At 70.5% G+C, this 16,012-nt stretch carries 16 protein-coding genes; 14 read left to right on the forward strand and 2 right to left on the reverse strand.

The window, feature by feature from the left end:
* Window positions 1–2: 2 nt before the first annotated feature.
* The 13 genes from yicI to ACX80U_RS03475 all read left to right on the forward strand — a co-directional run bounded on the left by yicI (window position 3) and on the right by ACX80U_RS03475 (window position 14,022).
* A complete protein-coding gene (gene yicI, locus ACX80U_RS03415; RefSeq protein ID WP_459267415.1) occupies window positions 3–2,363 on the forward strand; it encodes an alpha-xylosidase in 2,361 nt (786 codons plus the stop codon).
* The gene (locus ACX80U_RS03420) at window positions 2,360–3,094 is read left to right on the forward strand and encodes a glutamine amidotransferase (RefSeq protein ID WP_133082856.1); all 735 of its coding nucleotides are present in this window, start codon (window positions 2,360–2,362) and stop codon (window positions 3,092–3,094) included. Before yicI ends, ACX80U_RS03420 begins: the two co-directional genes overlap by 4 nt.
* Window positions 3,095–3,274: 180 nt before the next feature.
* On the forward strand, window positions 3,275–3,637 hold the full coding sequence (locus tag ACX80U_RS03425) for a hypothetical protein (protein WP_459267416.1): 363 nt from the start codon (window positions 3,275–3,277) through the stop codon (window positions 3,635–3,637).
* A gap of 170 nt (window positions 3,638–3,807) precedes the next feature.
* Window positions 3,808–5,055, forward strand: a complete 1,248-nt coding sequence (locus ACX80U_RS03430; RefSeq protein ID WP_459267417.1) for an NAD(P)/FAD-dependent oxidoreductase — start codon at window positions 3,808–3,810, stop codon at window positions 5,053–5,055.
* A gap of 142 nt (window positions 5,056–5,197) precedes the next feature.
* Window positions 5,198–5,557: a nuclear transport factor 2 family protein gene (locus ACX80U_RS03435; protein ID WP_459267418.1), complete on the forward strand. Its 360-nt coding sequence runs from the start codon at window positions 5,198–5,200 to the stop codon at window positions 5,555–5,557.
* A gap of 211 nt (window positions 5,558–5,768) precedes the next feature.
* Window positions 5,769–6,908 (forward strand): NAD(P)/FAD-dependent oxidoreductase, encoded by a 1,140-nt coding sequence (locus ACX80U_RS03440; protein WP_459267419.1) that lies wholly within the window; start codon window positions 5,769–5,771, stop codon window positions 6,906–6,908.
* Between the two features lie 5 nt (window positions 6,909–6,913).
* Window positions 6,914–7,822, forward strand: a complete 909-nt coding sequence (sigJ, locus tag ACX80U_RS03445) for an RNA polymerase sigma factor SigJ (protein ID WP_244185985.1) — start codon at window positions 6,914–6,916, stop codon at window positions 7,820–7,822.
* A gap of 139 nt (window positions 7,823–7,961) precedes the next feature.
* Window positions 7,962–10,691, forward strand: coding sequence for a LuxR C-terminal-related transcriptional regulator (locus ACX80U_RS03450; RefSeq protein ID WP_459267420.1), 2,730 nt, complete (start codon window positions 7,962–7,964; stop codon window positions 10,689–10,691).
* Window positions 10,692–10,926: 235 nt separating this feature from the next.
* Window positions 10,927–11,229: a hypothetical protein gene (locus ACX80U_RS03455; protein ID WP_459267421.1), complete on the forward strand. Its 303-nt coding sequence runs from the start codon at window positions 10,927–10,929 to the stop codon at window positions 11,227–11,229.
* On the forward strand, window positions 11,226–11,993 hold the full coding sequence (locus ACX80U_RS03460; RefSeq protein WP_459267422.1) for a DUF4386 domain-containing protein: 768 nt from the start codon (window positions 11,226–11,228) through the stop codon (window positions 11,991–11,993). The genes ACX80U_RS03455 and ACX80U_RS03460 overlap by 4 nt, the downstream gene beginning before the upstream one ends.
* Window positions 11,994–12,126: 133 nt before the next feature.
* Entirely contained in the window at window positions 12,127–12,471 is a 345-nt protein-coding gene (locus ACX80U_RS03465; protein WP_208739661.1) for an ArsR/SmtB family transcription factor, read from the forward strand.
* Window positions 12,468–12,956 (forward strand): SRPBCC family protein, encoded by a 489-nt coding sequence (locus ACX80U_RS03470; protein WP_459267423.1) that lies wholly within the window; start codon window positions 12,468–12,470, stop codon window positions 12,954–12,956. The genes ACX80U_RS03465 and ACX80U_RS03470 overlap by 4 nt, the downstream gene beginning before the upstream one ends.
* A gap of 64 nt (window positions 12,957–13,020) precedes the next feature.
* On the forward strand, window positions 13,021–14,022 hold the full coding sequence (locus ACX80U_RS03475) for an acetamidase/formamidase family protein (RefSeq protein WP_459267424.1): 1,002 nt from the start codon (window positions 13,021–13,023) through the stop codon (window positions 14,020–14,022).
* A gap of 105 nt (window positions 14,023–14,127) precedes the next feature.
* Here the strand turns inward: ACX80U_RS03475 and ACX80U_RS03480 are convergent, their stop codons facing one another.
* Window positions 14,128–14,961: an alpha/beta fold hydrolase gene (locus tag ACX80U_RS03480; protein WP_459267425.1), complete on the reverse strand. Its 834-nt coding sequence runs from the start codon at window positions 14,959–14,961 to the stop codon at window positions 14,128–14,130.
* A gap of 96 nt (window positions 14,962–15,057) precedes the next feature.
* Here ACX80U_RS03480 and ACX80U_RS03485 point away from each other — a divergent pair, with 96 nt between their 5' ends.
* A complete protein-coding gene (locus tag ACX80U_RS03485; protein WP_459267426.1) occupies window positions 15,058–15,636 on the forward strand; it encodes a TetR/AcrR family transcriptional regulator in 579 nt (192 codons plus the stop codon).
* 50 nt (window positions 15,637–15,686) lie between these two features.
* On the opposite strand, the gene ACX80U_RS03490 is transcribed toward ACX80U_RS03485, so the two are convergent.
* On the reverse strand, window positions 15,687–15,980 hold the full coding sequence (locus tag ACX80U_RS03490; protein ID WP_459267427.1) for a GNAT family N-acetyltransferase: 294 nt from the start codon (window positions 15,978–15,980) through the stop codon (window positions 15,687–15,689).
* Window positions 15,981–16,012 lie beyond the last annotated feature (32 nt).

Genomic DNA, 16,012 nt, shown 5'->3' on the forward strand with positions numbered 1-16,012 from the left:
CCATGAAATTCACCGACGGATTCTGGCATGTCCGCCCCGGCGTCGATGCACAGTACGCGCAGGAGGCCTACGACATCGAGGTGGTGGACGGCCGGCGCCTCGTGGTCTCGGCCCCCACCAAGGTCATCGAGCGGCGCGGCGACACGCTCAACCGGGCGCTGCTGACGGTCACGCTCAGCAGCCCGCTCGACGGGATCATCGGCGTGCGCATCGAGAACCACCGCGGCGACAGCCCGCACCGCGGCTTCGATCTCGTCGGTGCGCACGGGGGGACCACCACGGCCACGGCCGCGACGGACGACGGCGGCGGCACCCTGGTGGCGGGTCCGCTGACGGCACGGATCCCCCACGGAGCCCCGTGGGACCTGTCCTTTGAGGCCGACGGCCGGACGCTCACCTCGAGCGGGCACAAGTCCGTGGGACGCATGGGCCTCGCACCCGATGCACCCGTCACCACCGAACCGGTGGGCGTCGCGGGCGTCGCGCCCACGGGACGCGCGCCCTCGCCGTCGTACCTGCACGCGCAGCTCTCCCTCGGTGTGGGCGAGCTGGTCTACGGGCTGGGGGAGCGCTTCGGTCCCCTCGTGAAGAACGGGCAGACGGTGGACATCTGGAACGCCGACGGCGGCACCTCCAGCGAGCAGTCCTACAAGAACGTACCGTTCTACCTGACCAACCGCGGCTACGGCGTCCTCGTGAACCACCCCGAGCACGTCTCCTTCGAGGTGGGCTCCGAGTCCGTCGAGCGCGTGCAGTTCTCGGTCCCGGGGGAGGTGCTCGAGTACTTCGTGATCTACGGGCCGACGCCGGCGGACATCCTCGAGCGCTACACGCGCCTGACCGGTCGCCCCGCACTGGTGCCCGCCTGGTCCTACGGCCTGTGGCTGTCCACGAGCTTCACCACCGACTACGACGAGGCGACGGTGACGAGCTTCGTCGACGGCATGGCGGAGCGCGACCTCCCGCTGAGCGTCTTCCACTTCGACTGCTTCTGGATGCGGGAGTTCAACTGGACCGACTTCGAGTGGGATCCGCGGGTCTTCCCCGACCCGGTGGGCATGCTGAAGCGGCTGCACGACAAGGAGCTGCGGGTCAGCGCCTGGCTCAACCCGTACATCTCCCAGCGGTCGAAGCTGTTCGACGAGGCGGCCCAGGAGGGCTACCTCGTGCGGCGCGAGGACGGCACGGTGTGGCAGTGGGACATGTGGCAGGCGGGCATGGGCCTCGTGGACTTCACGAATCCCGGTGCGACGGCGTGGTTCCAGGACAAGGTGCGCACCCTGCTCGGCCAGGGCGTCGATGCGATCAAGACCGACTTCGGTGAGCGCATCCCGCTGGGGGTGCAGTGGCATGACGGCACCCCCGCGGAGACCATGCACAACCTCTATCCCCAGCTCTACAACCGCGCCGTCTTCGACGTTCTCGAGGAGGTCCGCGGGCAGGGCGAGGCGGTCCTGTTCGCCCGCTCCGCCACCGCCGGCGGGCAGCAGATGCCCGTGCACTGGGGAGGCGACAACTCGTCGTCGTTCGAGTCCATGGCGGAGACGCTGCGCGGCGGGCTCTCCCTCGCGCTCAGCGGCTTCGGGTACTGGAGCCACGACATCGGCGGGTTCGAGGGCTCACCCGATCCCGCGGTGTTCAAGCGGTGGGTCGCCTTCGGCCTGCTCTCGAGCCATTCACGCCTGCACGGCTCCACGAGCTACCGCGTCCCGTGGGCCTTCGACACCGGCGACGAGCCAGAGGGCCAGAGCGCCGTCGAGGTCACACGGGCCTTCGCGCGGCTGAAGCTGTCCCTCATGCCCTACCTCTACGCCGTCGGCGCCCAGGCCCATGCGACGGGCACGCCGTTCATGCGACCCATGCAGCTCGCCTTCCCGGAGGACCCCGCCGTCGCGCACCTGGACCGGCAGTACATGCTCGGCCCCGACCTGCTCGTGGCTCCCGTGTTCTCGGCGGACGGCGCGGTCGAGTACTACCTCCCCGCGGGGACCTGGACGCACCTGCTCACGGGCGAGGTGGTCGCGGGAGGAGGCTGGCGGCGTGAGACCCACGCATTCGACAGCCTGCCGCTCTGGGTGCGGGAGGGGGCGGTCCTCGTCACCGGCAGCACCGATCACCGACCCGACTACGACTACCTCGACGACCCGCTCGTCACCGTGTACCCCGGTGCCGCCGACGGCAGCACGGCGCGCGTGGTCACGCCCGCGGGGGTCGAGGGCGGGTTCCGTGTGTCCCGCTCCGCGTCCGGCTACCGCGTCACGGGCCCTGACGGTGTCCCCTTCCGGGCACGCCTGGCCGGAGGAGCACAAGCACGGTCCGACGGCGGAACCGTGGAGCTCGGGGCCAGTAGCATCGGAGGGTGAAACCGTTTCTCCTGCTGGCCACGCGTGCCGAGAACTACGCGGCCGACGCCGAATACGCGAGCTTCCTGCGCTACGGCGGCCTCGCCGGGAAGGACCTGAGGCGCATCCGCCTCGAAGCCGGGCCCCTGCCCGAGCTGGACCTCGCCGACTACTCCGGCATCTTCCTCGGGGGCAGTCCCTTCAACTCGTCGGATCCCGAGGAGTCGAAGAGTGCCGTGCAGCTGCGGGTGGAACGCGAGCTCGGGGGGCTGCTCGACCGCGTGGTCGCGGCGGACTTCCCCTTCTTCGGTGCGTGCTACGGCGTCGGCACCCTCGGCAGGCACCAGGGAGCCGTCATCGACTCCACCTACGCGGAGCCGATCGGTGCCATCGAGGTCACGCTGACCGCGGACGGCGCGGCCGACCCCCTGCTGGCAGGTCTGCCGACGTCGTTCGCCGCCTACGTGGGACACAAGGAGGCGTGCAGGACGCTGCCGGAATCGGCGGTGCTGCTGGCGTCGTCGGACACGTGCCCCGTGCAGATGTTCCGCGTGCGGGAGAACGTCTTCGCGACCCAGTTCCATCCGGAACTGGACGTCGAGGCGCTCGTGGGCCGCATCAGCACCTACCGCCACGCCGGATACTTCCCCCCGGACCAGGCGGACGAGTACATGGAGCGGGCGCGCGCCTCGGTGGTGGACCAGCCGGAGGCCATCCTCCGTGCCTTCGTGACGCGGTACGCGCGGGACTGAACCGCGGCGGGGAGTGCCCGTGCGTCGTCGGCCGCCGCCTCACGATGCCGGACGGCTCCGCGGGGCGGCCCGGCCACGACCGGGCAGCTCGATGCGAGCCGGCTGTGCGGCGATCCTGCCCCAATACTGAGGGTCGTCGCCCACCCTGCCGACCTACGATCGGAGGGTGGGGGATCAACGATGATGAAGGCGGCGGGTCGTGCGTGGGATGCGCAGGACGCGCGGCAGGACCGGGCGCAGCCGGCGGCGGAATCCGCCGAGCTGTTGCGCCAGGAGCTGAGGCGGGCGCGGATCGACCTCGAGCTCTTCGACCGCAACCGGTCCCGGAGCGAGGCGGCATCTCCTCCTCCGGTGAGTGTGCCGGCGCGCCGGCGGTTCCCCGGTGCCCCCGGTCCGACGCGTGGCGTCGGCGTCGGTCTCTGGCTCATCACGTTCTACCTGCTGCTCGTCGCGCTCGCCCACGGCAGCCCGGACGCGGCCCCCGGCCCCGACTCCTCGAGGGCATCCACCTCGGTGGTGCGCGCCTGGCAGCTGGACGGCTGACCCCGGACCGGTGCTCCCTGTCGTGCGTCGGTGCCGCGGAGTACTGTCGGAGGACATGCCGCGCACGGCGAACAGAAGAGGTAGCTGCCATCGGTTCCAGCACGAGCACCCGACCGGCACGATCCACGGTCCCGGTCGTCCCCGCTCCCGGCGAGAAACGCCACCACCAGGTGCTCATCATCGGTGGAGGCAACGCCGGCGTGTCCCTGGCCGGGCGCCTGAACCGCTACCGGGTGAAGGACATCGCGGTGGTCGAGCCGAGGAGCCGCCACCTCTACCAGCCGCTCTTCTCGCACATCGCCGGCGGCACGGCGGATGCCTTCGACGCCGTGCGGCTGCAGTCCGCCGTGATGCCCATGGGCGTCACCTGGATCCAGGACAAAGCCACCGACGTCAGCACGGGAACGAAGACCGTCCTGCTGGAATCCGGTTCGGCCGTCACCTACGACCACCTCGTCGTCTGCCCCGGGATCCAGAACGACTGGGCGGCCATCCCCGGGCTGAAGGACGCCATGGAGGGCCCGTACGGGGGATCGAACTACGAGTACGAGCTCGCTCCGAAGGCCTGGAAGCTCTTCCGGGAACTGACGAGCGGCACCGTGGTCTTCACCCAGCCGCCGGGACCCGCCTCCTGCGACGGTGCCGCCCAGAAGCCCATGTACCTCGCGTGCGACTACTGGCGGCGCACGGGCGTCCTGAAGGACATCCGGGTGGTCCTCGTGGTGTCCACGCCGACGATCTTCGGCATGGACATCATCGACGAGGAACTCACCCGGAAGATCGACGAGTACGGGATCGAGGTCCGGTACAGCACCGAACTCGCGTCCGTGGACCCGGAGGCCCGGACAGTGGTCCTCCGGCCTTCTCCCGACGGCTCGACCGGCGCTCCTGGCTCCACGGGCGGCTCCATCGGCACGCCCACGGGCACTCCCACCGGCAGTCCCATCGAGACGATCCGCTACGACGTCCTCCATGCCGTGCCGCCGCAGTCCGCGCCGGAGTGGCTCAAGACCACGGACCTGCCGGCGCCCGGCAGTCGCGGAGGCTTCGTCGAGGTGGACCCGGTGATCCTGCGGCATCCGCGCTTCCCCGACATCTGGTCCCTCGGGGACGCGGCGTCGACGCTCAACTCGAAGTCCGGAGCGGCCCTGCGGATGCAGACGAAGGTCCTTGCCAAGAACCTCAAGGCCGTGCTCAGGGGCCGCAAGCCCACCATGCAGTACAACCACTACTCGGCGTGCCCCTTCGTGGTCAGCCGCAACACCGTGGTGTTCTCCGAGTTCGACGACAAGTACTCGCCGATGCCCACGGTGCCCGGCTGGGACAACCTCGCCCGCGAGCGGCGGCTGACCTACATCCTCGAGCGGGTCGTGCTGCCGCAGGTCTACTGGAAGCTCATCCTGAAGGGGCGTGCCTGAGCCGAGGCCGGAGGGCATCATTGGACGGCGCCGGTGGACGGCGCCGGTGGACGGCGCCGGTGGACGGCGCCGCCGGTCCCGGCCGGGCAGGACGTTCCACCGTGCTCTGGACAGGGGTGCCCGCGTCGATGAGGATCGGTGCATGGACCTCACACCCCAGGAGACCGTGCGGCGGTTCGTCCGCGCATTCCAGGAGCAGGACCGGGCCGCGGCGGAGTCGCTGATGGCGGACGGCTTCGACTTCACCAGCCCGCAGGACGACCACCTCGACAAGGACGCCTGGCTGGAGCGGTGCTTCCCGTCGGCGGATCATTTCGACAGGCCGGCGGTGACCCTCCAGCTCACCGAGGTCGGCGGCGTCGTCCTGCACCGGTACGAGTACGACGTCGACGGCCGCACCTACCGCAACGTCGAGGCGAGCCGTGTGCGCGACGGCCTGGTGCACGAGGTGGAGGTGTACTTCGGGGGAGCCGTCCGGCGCTCCGACATCGCCCCGGGTTGAGCCCGCGCTTCGGCGCTCCGGCACCACCCCGGGCTGAGTCCGCGCTTCGGCGCTCCGGCACCACCCCGGGCTGAGTCCGCGCTTCGGCGATCGGGACCTCTCCGGCTGAGCCCGCGCTTCGGCGATCGGGGCCTTCCCCGGGGCGGGTGTCACAAAGCAGCGGTGGCCGGTGTCTTGTCGGTGTCAGCAATTCCTGAGGAAGCGAGGCATCATGTCCGGGACGGTACGTGCAGTGGTGGTCGGCGGCGGCTATGCGGGGGTGATGGCGGCGAACCGGCTGGCGGGGAGCAGGCGGGCACACACCCCCCTCGAGGTGACCCTGGTCGACCCCGCACCCGGGTTCACGGAGCGGATCCGGCTGCACCAGCTCGGTGCCGGCCGGCGGGCATCGGCGGACGTGCCCTGGACGGACGTGCTGAACCCCCGGGTACGCCACCTGCCGGCCCGGGCGCTCCGCATCGACGCCGACCGACGCAGCATCGGGCTGGCGGGCCGGGAGCCCCTGAGTTTCGACTGGCTGGTGTACGCGGTGGGCAGCGGCGAGACATCGACGTCCCTGTTGTCGGTGACCAATCCCGAGGCGGCACGCGCCACCCGCACGGCGATCGGCGAGCTCCGTCCGGGATCAGCCGTCACGGTGGCCGGGGCCGGTCCGACGGGCGTCGAGGTGGCCTGCGCGGTCGCACTGGCGAGGCCCGACCTGCACATCACCATCGTGTCGCCGTCGGGTCCGGTGCATCCGCTCGCGGGACATCCCGCCGTGGGTCGCCGCCTCCGGCGCCTGGGCATCGCCGTCGAGAGCGGGACGGTCGACCGGATGACGGGAGCGATCACCACGGGGGAGGGAAGCCGCCCGGCGGCCCCCGCCACGATCTGGACGGCCGGGTTCGCCGTACCGTCCCTCGCCGCCGACAGCCGGCTGCCCGTGGCCGGCGACGGACGACTGCTGGTCGACGGGACCCTCACGGTGCCCGGGCACGAGCGCATCCTGGGGGCCGGTGACGCCGTCTCCGTGGCAGGACCGGCCGCTGCGCACCTGCGGGCCTCGTGCGCGACGGCCCTCCCGCTCGGCGCCCATGCCGCGGACACCGTGCTCGCCCGCCTCGGCGGCCGCGAACCGTCGGCGATCGACCTGGGGTACGTCCTCCAATGCCTCGACCTCGGGTCGGGGCAGGGGCACGTGCGCTTCGTGCGTCCTGACGACTCGCCCCGCCCCTGGGCGCTGGCGGGACGGGCCGGCGGGTGGACCAAGGAGCAGATCTGCAGGATGACCGTGGCCTGGCTTGCGGGGGAGGCTTCGACACCGGGTTCCTACCGGTGGCAGGCGGGCCCGCGCCTGCCCGTAGGCTGAGGGACGTGGCCCCTTCGACGGAGCAGGACGAGCTGTTCACGACGCACCGGTCGATGGTCTTCGCCATCGCCTACGAGATCCTCGGCACGCGTGCCGATGCCGACGACGTCGTCCAGGAGACCTACCTGCGCTGGGCGGGGGTGGACCTGGACGGGATCCGGTCACCGAAGGCGTACCTCGCGACGATCGCCGGGAGGACCGCCCTCAATGCGCTGCGGACGGTGGCCCGGCGCCGGGAGGACTACCCCGGGCCCTGGCTGCCCGAGCCCCTGGTGACCGACGGCGAGGGTCCGGAGCAGCGACTCCTGATGAAGGAGCAGCTGACCTATGCGCTGTCCGTACTGCTCCAGCAGGCCACACCGGAGCAGCGGGCGGTCTTCCTGCTCCGGGACGTCTTCGGGCTGCCCTATGCTGCCATCGCCGAGGCGGTCGGCAAGACCCAGGCGGCGGTCCGGCAGATCGCCCTCCGGGCCCGGACGCGGCTCACGGCCGGCGACCGAACGCCGACCGTCGCCGAGGACACCGCCCTGGCGCTCACCGCCTTCCTCGACGCCGTCGCGACGGGCGACCTCCAGGCGTTGATGGACGTCCTGGCTCCGGACGCCGTGCTGCTGTCCGACGGCGGCGGGAAGGTCGTCGCGGCCCGCAAGCCGATCGTGGGAGCAGGGGCCATCGCGGCATTCCTGCTGAGGATCGCGCTCACGCCGACGCCGGACCTGACCGTGGTCATCGGTCCGCTCAACGGTGGCCCGGGGATCCTCATCCGTTCCGGTACCCGCCTGGAGCTGACCGTCGGCGTGGCGGTGGACGGCCGGGGCAGGATCACGGGTGTCTACCTCGTGCGCAATCCCGACAAGCTGCGCGAGCCGGCGATGCCCGAGCCGGTGGGACGTCCATCACCTCTCCCGCGCTAGTCTCGAGGTGGGCGGCGGCTGTCCGGCCGCGGCTCGTGCAGACGGTCGACGCCGGGCGGCGAGCGCCGGCGGCCGTCGGGACCGGAACCCGTGGCCGGGGCCGTCCGGCCGAAGGAATCCTCGGGGAAGGAACACGACCATGGCGGGACCGCTTCTCGACGCCAAGCTGCGCGTCCCCCTCCGACGTCGCGGCGTGACGGAGCGTCCGAGGGTAGACGGGCTCCTGGAGCGTGGCACGGAGTGCACGCTCACGCTCGTGTCGGCTCCGGCAGGGTTCGGCAAGACGACGCTGCTGGCCGGCTGGCTCGAGTCCCTCGCCGCCGCCGGCTGGTCGACGGCGTGGCTCTCGCTCGACCAGGGCGACAACGATCCCGCACGGTTCTGGACCTACCTCGTCACTGCGCTGGAGACGGCATCCAGCGGCGTCGGCGCCGTCGCGCTCTCGCTGCTCGGATCGGCGCAGCCACCCACCGACGTCGTGCTGGGCACCCTCCTCAACGACCTCCGCGCCGTCTCCGGTGACGTCGTCCTGGTCCTCGACGACTACCACGTCATCGAGGCCCGGGAGATCCAGGAGGGCATCGCCTTCCTGGTGGCCCACCTGCCTCCGCACGTGCACCTCGTCCTCGGCGGGCGGGCCGATCCGGTGCTGCCCCTGGCGAGGCTGCGGGCACGGGGCGAGCTGCTCGAGCTCCGCGCCGCCGACCTCCGCTTCACCGGGAGCGAGGCCGCGTCGTACCTCAACGGGTCCATGGGCCTCGGGTTGGGCGTCGAGGACGTGGCAGCCCTGGGAGCCCGTACCGAGGGGTGGGTCGCGGCACTCCAGCTCGCCGCACTGTCGATGCAGGGCCGGGAGGACCCCACCGCGTTCATCGCCGATTTCGCCGGGGACGACCGCTACATCGTCGATTTCCTGACCGAGGAGGTCCTGCAGAACCAACCCGACGACGTCCGGGACTTCCTGCTCCGGACCTCCGTCCTGGAACGGCTGAACGGACCTCTGTGCGACGCCGTCACGGGGCAGGACGACGGCAGGCTCCGCCTGGCCGCGCTGGAACGGGCGAACCTGTTCCTGGTGCCGCTGGACAACCACCGCCAGTCGTACCGCTATCACCAGCTCTTCGCGGATGTCCTGCAGGCGCGCCTTGTCGAGGAGCGCGGTGAGGAGCTCCCGGGCCTGCATCGGCGGGCGAGTACCTGGTACGAGCAGAACGGGGCGGCGGCCGACGCGATCCGCCATGCCCTGGCAGCCGGAGATGTCGAACGGGCCGCGGACCTGATCGAACGGGCGGTCCCCGCGATCCGGCAGGACCGGCAGGAGGCCCTGCTGCGCGCCTGGTCGACGGTGCTTCCCGACGACGTGGTCCGCTGCAGGCCGGTGCTCGGCGTGGGCCTGGCCGGTGCGCTGCTCGTCGGTGGTGAGATCGGGGGAGTTGAGGCCCGGCTGCAGGACGTCGAGCGCCGGCTGGATCCGTCGGCCACTGCCGCGGCCGACGGCGGGCCCGCGATGGTCGTCGTCGATCCCGAGCAGTTCCGCCGCCTCCCGGAGACGATCGCGGTGTACCGTGCGGCGCTGGCACTCGGTGTAGGCGACATCGCCGGGACGATCGGGCATGCCCGGCATGCGCTCGACCTCGCGCCGACGGACGACCACCTGAGCCGTGCCGCCGCACGCGGATTGCTGGGACTCGCCTACTGGGGGACCGGGCAGCTCGAGGCGGCCCACGGCGTGTACGCGGACAGCATGGCCGGCCTGTACCGCGCCGGCCATGTCGCGGACACCTTCGGATGCGCGATCGCGCTGGCGGACATCCGGCTCGCCCAGGGTCGCCTCGACGACGCGATGCGCACCTACGAACAGGCCCTGGCGAACGCTGCCACCGGGCGTGACCCGGTGCTCCGTGGAACCGCCGACATGCACGTGGGCCTGAGCGGGATCTGCCGGGAGCGCGGCGACCTGCAGGGAGCGGCCCGGCACCTGGCGCGCAGCCAGGAGCTGGGCGCCGGCAGCGAGCTGCCGCAGAACCTGTACCGCCGCCGCGTCGCGATGGCACGGATCCGGGAAGCGGAAGGAGACCTCGCCGGCGCGTTCGACCTGCTCGACACGGCGGAGCGGCTCTACGTTGGCGACTACTTCCCCGACGTGCGGCCGGTCGCGGCGCTCAAGGCGCGGATCCGGGTAGCGCAGGGACGGGTGGGCGATGCGCTCGGGTGGGCGCGGGACCGCGGTCTGTCGCCGGACGACGAGCTCAGCTACATCCGCGAGTTCGAGCACATCACCCTCGCCCGGGTACTGCTGGCCCGATCCACGGCGGAGGGCTCGGTACACCCCCTCGACGAGGCCACCCGACTGCTGGGGCGGCTCCTCGACGCGGCGGAGGATGGTGGGCGGACCGGCAGCATCATCGAGATCCTCGTGCTGCAGGCATCCGCGGAGCACCTGCGGGGTGACCTTGCCGCCGCGCTCGCACCACTGCAGCGGGCCCTGACGCTGGCCGGGCCGGAGGGTCACGTCCGGGTCTTCCTCGACGAGGGCGCCCCGATGGCCTCCCTGCTCAGGGCTGCCGCGAAGCAGCAGCCGTCGTTGGTCCAGCTCCGCCGCCTGCTCGCGAGCGGGGACGACGTCGACCAGGCCGCCCCCGGGAACCCGGGGTTGATCGAACCCCTGAGCGATCGGGAACTGGAGGTCCTCCGGCTGCTCGGAACGGACCTCGACGGTCCGGACATCGCCCGGGAACTCATGGTGTCCCTGAATACCCTGCGGACCCACACACGGCACATCTACACCAAGCTGGGCGTGACCAATCGCCGTGCAGCGGTCCGCCGGGCGAGAGAGCTCGACCTGATCGTGCACTCCACCGGCCGCTAGCCGGCCCCGCCCACGTTGGCGCGGCCCACGCGGGCGCTGCCCATGCGCCTCCGGCCCACGCGCCTCCGGCCTACGCGGGCGCTGCCACGCGCCTCCGGCCCACGCGGCGACGAGGAAATCATCACGGCTCTCACCACATGTGGTGACGCGCGCTCATCAGGTCTCCCCCTACCGTTCGAGAAGGACGACGGACCATGCCGAGGCCGGTCCGGTCACACGATGCGGAGGGAATGCCATGAGCGAGGAATCCACGGGACGGCACGACGGCTCCGGATGCTTCGAGATCCGGCTCGCCGGGCATCTGGCCCCCCGCTGGATCGCCTGGTTCGACGTCGTCGCGCTGACCAACGAGGACGACGGCACCGCCGTCCTCCGCAGTCCGCCGACCGACCAGGCCGGCCTGCACGGCCTGCTCCGGAAAGTACGCGACACCGGGTTGCCGCTGGTGTCCGTCGTCCGGATCCGGTCCGCGGGGTCGGCTTCCCAGGCCGACGCCTCCACCCCACCCGGACAACCGACTCAGGAGAACACGCCATGACCACCCACCAGCCCGGAACAACTGCGCGACGAGCGCCACTGAGCTCCCTGCGCAAGACCTCGCTCACCGCGGGGGTGCTCTATCTGATCACGTTCGTCTCGATCCCGACGCTCGCCCTCTACGGCCCGGTGCGATCGGACCCCGGCTACATCGCCGGCCCCGGCCCGGACACCTCCGTGATCGTCGGCGGCGTCCTCGAGATCATCGTCGCCCTCGCCTGCATCGGCACAGGCGTCGCCCTGTACCCGGTAATCAGGCGGCAGAACGAAGGGGTCGCGCTCGGGTTCGTCGCCGTGCGGGTACTGGAGGCCGCGACGATCTTCGCCGGCGTCGTCGCGCTCCTCGCCATCGTCAGCCTCCGGCAGGCCGGGGCGGGAGACGACGCGCTGGTCACAGGCCAGGCCTTGCTCGCCCTCCACACTTGGACCACAGCCCTCGGACAGGGTTTCCTGCCGGCCGTGAACGCCCTGCTGCTGGGGTCGCTGATGTACCGTTCGAGGCTCGTGCCCCGCATCCTCCCGGTACTCGGATTCCTCGGAGCACCGCTGCTGGTGGCGTCCGTGGCAGGGCTGCTGTTCGGGCTCTGGGGGCCGGTGTCCCTGCTGTCCGGGCTCGGCGCACTCCTGCTCGCGCTCTGGGAGTTCTCCCTGGGCCTGTGGCTGATCACCAGGGGCTTCCGCTCCACGCCGATCACGCAGGACCTGGCGCTCGCCGTTCCGGCGCCGGTCCGCAGGGGTGCCGCGACTGTCCCGCCGGCTCTGTAGGAGCTGCACCCGGCAGGCCGTCCGGGCGGGTGATGACGACGGCATCCTCCGGCAGCAGAAGCCTTGTGGACGGCAGGGCCCGGTCCTACACTGGTGTAATCAACTAGATGGTTGATCAACGAGGAGGTGGATCATGGAGGACGACACCCTCGATGCCGCCTTCTCGGCGCTCGCGGATCCGGCCCGAAGGGCCATCATCGCGCGACTGTCGCGCAGTTCCGCCACCGTCAACGAACTGGCGGAGCCGTTCGCGATCACCAAGCAGGCCGTCTCGAAGCACATCCAGGTGCTCGAGCAGGCCGGCCTCATCACCCGCACGCGGGACGGCCAACGCCGTCCCTGCCACCTCGATCCGGCCGCACTCGAAGCGCTGACGGGCTGGATCGACACCTATCGCCTGGAGGCCGAGCGGCAGTACCGACGGCTCGACGGCGTCCTCTCGACCCTGAAGGACCAGCACAGCAAGGAACGATCATGAGCAATCCAACCTCCATCGCCGCGCAACCGGACCAGCCGTTCGTCGACATCGTCCGCGAGTTCGACGCCCCGCGGGACCTCGTCTTCCGGGCGTTCACCGAGCCGGACCTCGTGCGGCAGTGGCTCGGCCCGCACCGCATCACCACGGAGATCGTGGACTTCGACGCCGTGACAGGCGGCATCTATGCCTACACACATCGCGACGGTGAAGGCAACGCCTACGGCTTCCGCGGCATCTTCCACACCGTGATCGCGCCGGAACGGATCATCCAGACGTTCGAGTTCGACGGCGCGCCGCACCATGTCAGCCTCGAGAGCATGACGTTCGAGGACCTCGGCGACGGGCGGACGAGATGCTCCGGGCGTTCCGTGTTCCTCGCTGTGGAGGCGCGTGACGCGATGATCAGCAGCGGCATGGAGACCGGCGTCAACGAAGGCTACGAGCGCCTCGACGACTTGCTCTCCTCCCTCTCCGTCGCGAGGTGACCCGGCCGGCCGTGGGGTGGTCCCGGCCCTTGTCCGGGCAGGGGCCGCCCCGTAGCATCCGGTCATGGAGATCATCGAGTACCACCCTCGGCGGGACCAGCTCGTGTATACGTTCGGTGGCAGCGCACCCGTGCTGACCGTCCGGCCCGGCACCGCACTCCGACTGTGGTCCGAGGACGCCTTCAACAATGCGCTGACCTCTGTCGACGACGTGTCCGGCGAGAAGGTGGACCTCAACTTCATCAATCCGCAGACCGGCCCGTTCCACGTGGAGGGCGCCGAACCCGGTGACACCCTCGCGCTGCACATCGTGGACCTCACGCCGGCCCGCTCGTACGGTGCCTCGGCCACCATCCCGTTCTTCGGAGGGCTGACCAGTACCGACCGCACCGCCACCCTGCAGGAGCCGTTGCCGGACATCACGTGGATCTACCAGGTGGACACCGAGCGCCGGACGGTCGGCTTCCAGTCGCGGCTCGGGGACTTCGAGGTGGCGCTCCCGCTCGAGCCGATGCTCGGCACCGTCGGCGTCGCGCCGCCCGGGGGTGAGGTGCGCTCCTCGCTCGTACCGGAGCGGTTCGGCGGCAACATGGACGTGCCGGACGTCAAGCCCGGCACCACGGTCTACCTCGGTGTAAATGTCGAGGGTGCGCTGTTCTCCATCGGCGACGGACACTATCGCCAGGGCGAGGGGGAGGCCTGCGGCACCGCCGTCGAGGGCGCCATGCACTCGACGATCATCGTGGAACTCATCAAGGGCGGTGCGCCGTCCTGGCCGCGGCTCGAAACCGACTACCACTGGATGGCCGTCGGGTCCTCCCGCCCCATGGAGGATTCGTGGCGTATCGGCCAACTCGAGATGGTGCGGTGGTTCGGCGACCTCTTCGGGCTGCACCACCTCGACGCCTACCAGCTCCTGACGCAGACCGCGCTCGCCCCGATCGCCAACGCGGTCGACGCCAACTACAGCGTCGTCGTGAAGGCACCCAAGGCGCTCTTCCCCGCCGTCGACGCATATGGCGGACTCCATGCCCACCTCCGGCGGCAGGCCGCCGAGCTCCGCTGACCCCGATTCGCCCGATCGACGGGGTCGCGCGGAACCGTTCCACAATCGGCGTCCGGAGACACTGCGGGCGCCGGTCCGAGGCCCGGCGCCCGCAGTGCCGTGGGGTTACTTGGCGAGGAAGCGGAGCAGGACCTCGTTGATCTCGGCGCCGTGGGTCCAGAGCATGCCGTGCGGTGCATCCTCGATCTCGACGTACTCGGCGGAGGGGAGGCGCTTGGTGAATTCGCGCCCCGTCGCGTCGATCGGCAGGATGCGGTCATCGGTGCCGTGCACGATCAGCGCAGGCACGGTGACCTTCTCGACGTCGGAGCGGAAGTCGGTGAGCCAGGAGTCGACGACGGCGAACGACGCGTACCAGGACGACCCCGAGGCGACGTTCCACGCGTTGCGCAGTGCTTCCTCGCTGAGGCGGTTGCCGAGGAAGTTGTCGGTGTTGAAGAAGTCGTCGTAGAAGTTCGTGAACCAGGCGTAGCGGTCCTCGATGGCCGCGCTGCGGATGCCGTCGAAGACGGTCGAAGGGACACCGGTCGGGTTGTCGTCGGTCTGGAGGAGGAACGGTTCGAGCGAGGCGAGGAAGACCGCCTTCGCGACCCTCGACTCCCCATAGGTGCCGATGTAGCGACCGACCTCCCCGGTCCCCATCGAGAAGCCGACGAGGACGGCGTCGTGCAGGTCGAGCGTCTCGAGCACGGTGTTGAGATCGGCTGCGAACGTGTCGTAGTCGTAGCCGGTGGTGGGCTTGCTCGACTTCCCGAAGCCGCGGCGGTCGTACGTGATGACGCGGTATCCGGCGGTCAGGAGGGCGGCGGTCTGCTTCTCCCACGAGCCGCCGTCGAGGGGATAGCCGTGGATCAGGACGACGGGCTGGCCCGTGCCGTGGTCCTCGTAGTAGAGCTCGATGTCCGTGGTGTTCTCGGTGCCGACCTTGATGAAGCCCATGTTCCTGGTCCTTGTCTCGAGCGGAGAGAACGTTCGTTCTCTCTCGGTGATCACATCGTATAGAACGATCGTTCTCCATTCAAGTAGAATGGCTTCATGAATATTTTCGAGGCCCGCACACGGATCGTGGCGAGCGCCGACGAGCTCTACAACGCGCGGGGGATCCAGGCCGTCGGCATGGACGAACTGCGTGCGGCGGCGGGTGTCTCGCTCAAGAAGCTCTACCAGGAGTTCCCCTCCAAGGGGAGCATCGTCATGGCCGTCCTCGAGCGCCGGCACCGGTCCTGGGCCGAAGGGCTGGACGCGAAGGTGCGGCAGGCTCCGACGCCGCGCGCCCGCCTGCTCGCGATCTTCGACTATCTCGCGCAGTGGTTCGGCGAGGACTCCTTCCGGGGCTGCGGCTTCGTGAACAGCTTCGCCGAACTCGGCGCCGTGAGTCCTGACGTCGCCGATTACGCACGGCAGCACAAGGAGTCGTTCCAGGAGTACGTGGGGAAGCTGGCCGAGGACGCGGGCGCACCGCCCTACCTCGGACCACAACTGTCGATCCTCGCCGAAGGCGCACAGACGACGGCGGCGATCGCCGGCACCGTCGACGCGGCGGTCCAGGCGCGGCAGGCGGCCGAGGTGCTGATCGATGTGGCGCTGGGCCATGAGGTCCGAGGTGCGGCCTAGTCCGGGAGAACCCGCCTGCGCACGCCGGGACGGACGGAAGCTCCGGGGGGTCAGCCGACGAGGTCCTGGTACTCGGGATGGTCGGCGATGAAGGCCGCGACGAACTCGCACCTCGGCACCACCGTGAGGTGCTGGATGCGGGCGTCGTCGAGCGCGTACCGGACCAGGGTGCTGCCCACTCCGTGGCCCTCGACGTCCTCGTCCACGACGGTGTGCGTGAAGACGATGGTGTCGCCGGAGCGTTCGTAGACGGCGACGCCCGCCGGTTCCCCGTCGAGGCTCGCCGTGTAGCGGCTCTCGTCCTCGTCGTTGCTGACCTGGATCTCGTTGTTTCCGGTACTCATGTTTGTCACTGTGGCACCCGGCCTGCAGGGCG

The sequence above is a fragment of the Arthrobacter sp. TmT3-37 genome (assembly GCF_054510835.1).

Bases quoted from the DNA above. Each gene is read 5' to 3' on its own strand.
- ACX80U_RS03450 (WP_459267420.1), top strand. From the start codon at position 7,962: ATGGCGGGACCGCTTCTCGACGCCAAGCTGCGCGTCCCCCTCCGACGT.
- ACX80U_RS03435 (WP_459267418.1), top strand. From the start codon at position 5,198: ATGGACCTCACACCCCAGGAGACCGTGCGGCGGTTCGTCCGCGCATTC.
- ACX80U_RS03455 (WP_459267421.1), top strand. From the start codon at position 10,927: ATGAGCGAGGAATCCACGGGACGGCACGACGGCTCCGGATGCTTCGAG.
- ACX80U_RS03460 (WP_459267422.1), top strand. From the start codon at position 11,226: ATGACCACCCACCAGCCCGGAACAACTGCGCGACGAGCGCCACTGAGC.
- yicI (WP_459267415.1), top strand. From the start codon at position 3: ATGAAATTCACCGACGGATTCTGGCATGTCCGCCCCGGCGTCGATGCA.
- ACX80U_RS03425 (WP_459267416.1), top strand. From the start codon at position 3,275: ATGATGAAGGCGGCGGGTCGTGCGTGGGATGCGCAGGACGCGCGGCAG.
- ACX80U_RS03475 (WP_459267424.1), top strand. From the start codon at position 13,021: ATGGAGATCATCGAGTACCACCCTCGGCGGGACCAGCTCGTGTATACG.
- ACX80U_RS03485 (WP_459267426.1), top strand. From the start codon at position 15,058: ATGAATATTTTCGAGGCCCGCACACGGATCGTGGCGAGCGCCGACGAG.
- ACX80U_RS03465 (WP_208739661.1), top strand. From the start codon at position 12,127: ATGGAGGACGACACCCTCGATGCCGCCTTCTCGGCGCTCGCGGATCCG.
- ACX80U_RS03490 (WP_459267427.1), bottom strand. From the start codon at position 15,980: ATGAGTACCGGAAACAACGAGATCCAGGTCAGCAACGACGAGGACGAG.
- ACX80U_RS03470 (WP_459267423.1), top strand. From the start codon at position 12,468: ATGAGCAATCCAACCTCCATCGCCGCGCAACCGGACCAGCCGTTCGTC.
- ACX80U_RS03440 (WP_459267419.1), top strand. From the start codon at position 5,769: ATGTCCGGGACGGTACGTGCAGTGGTGGTCGGCGGCGGCTATGCGGGG.
- ACX80U_RS03480 (WP_459267425.1), bottom strand. From the start codon at position 14,961: ATGGGCTTCATCAAGGTCGGCACCGAGAACACCACGGACATCGAGCTC.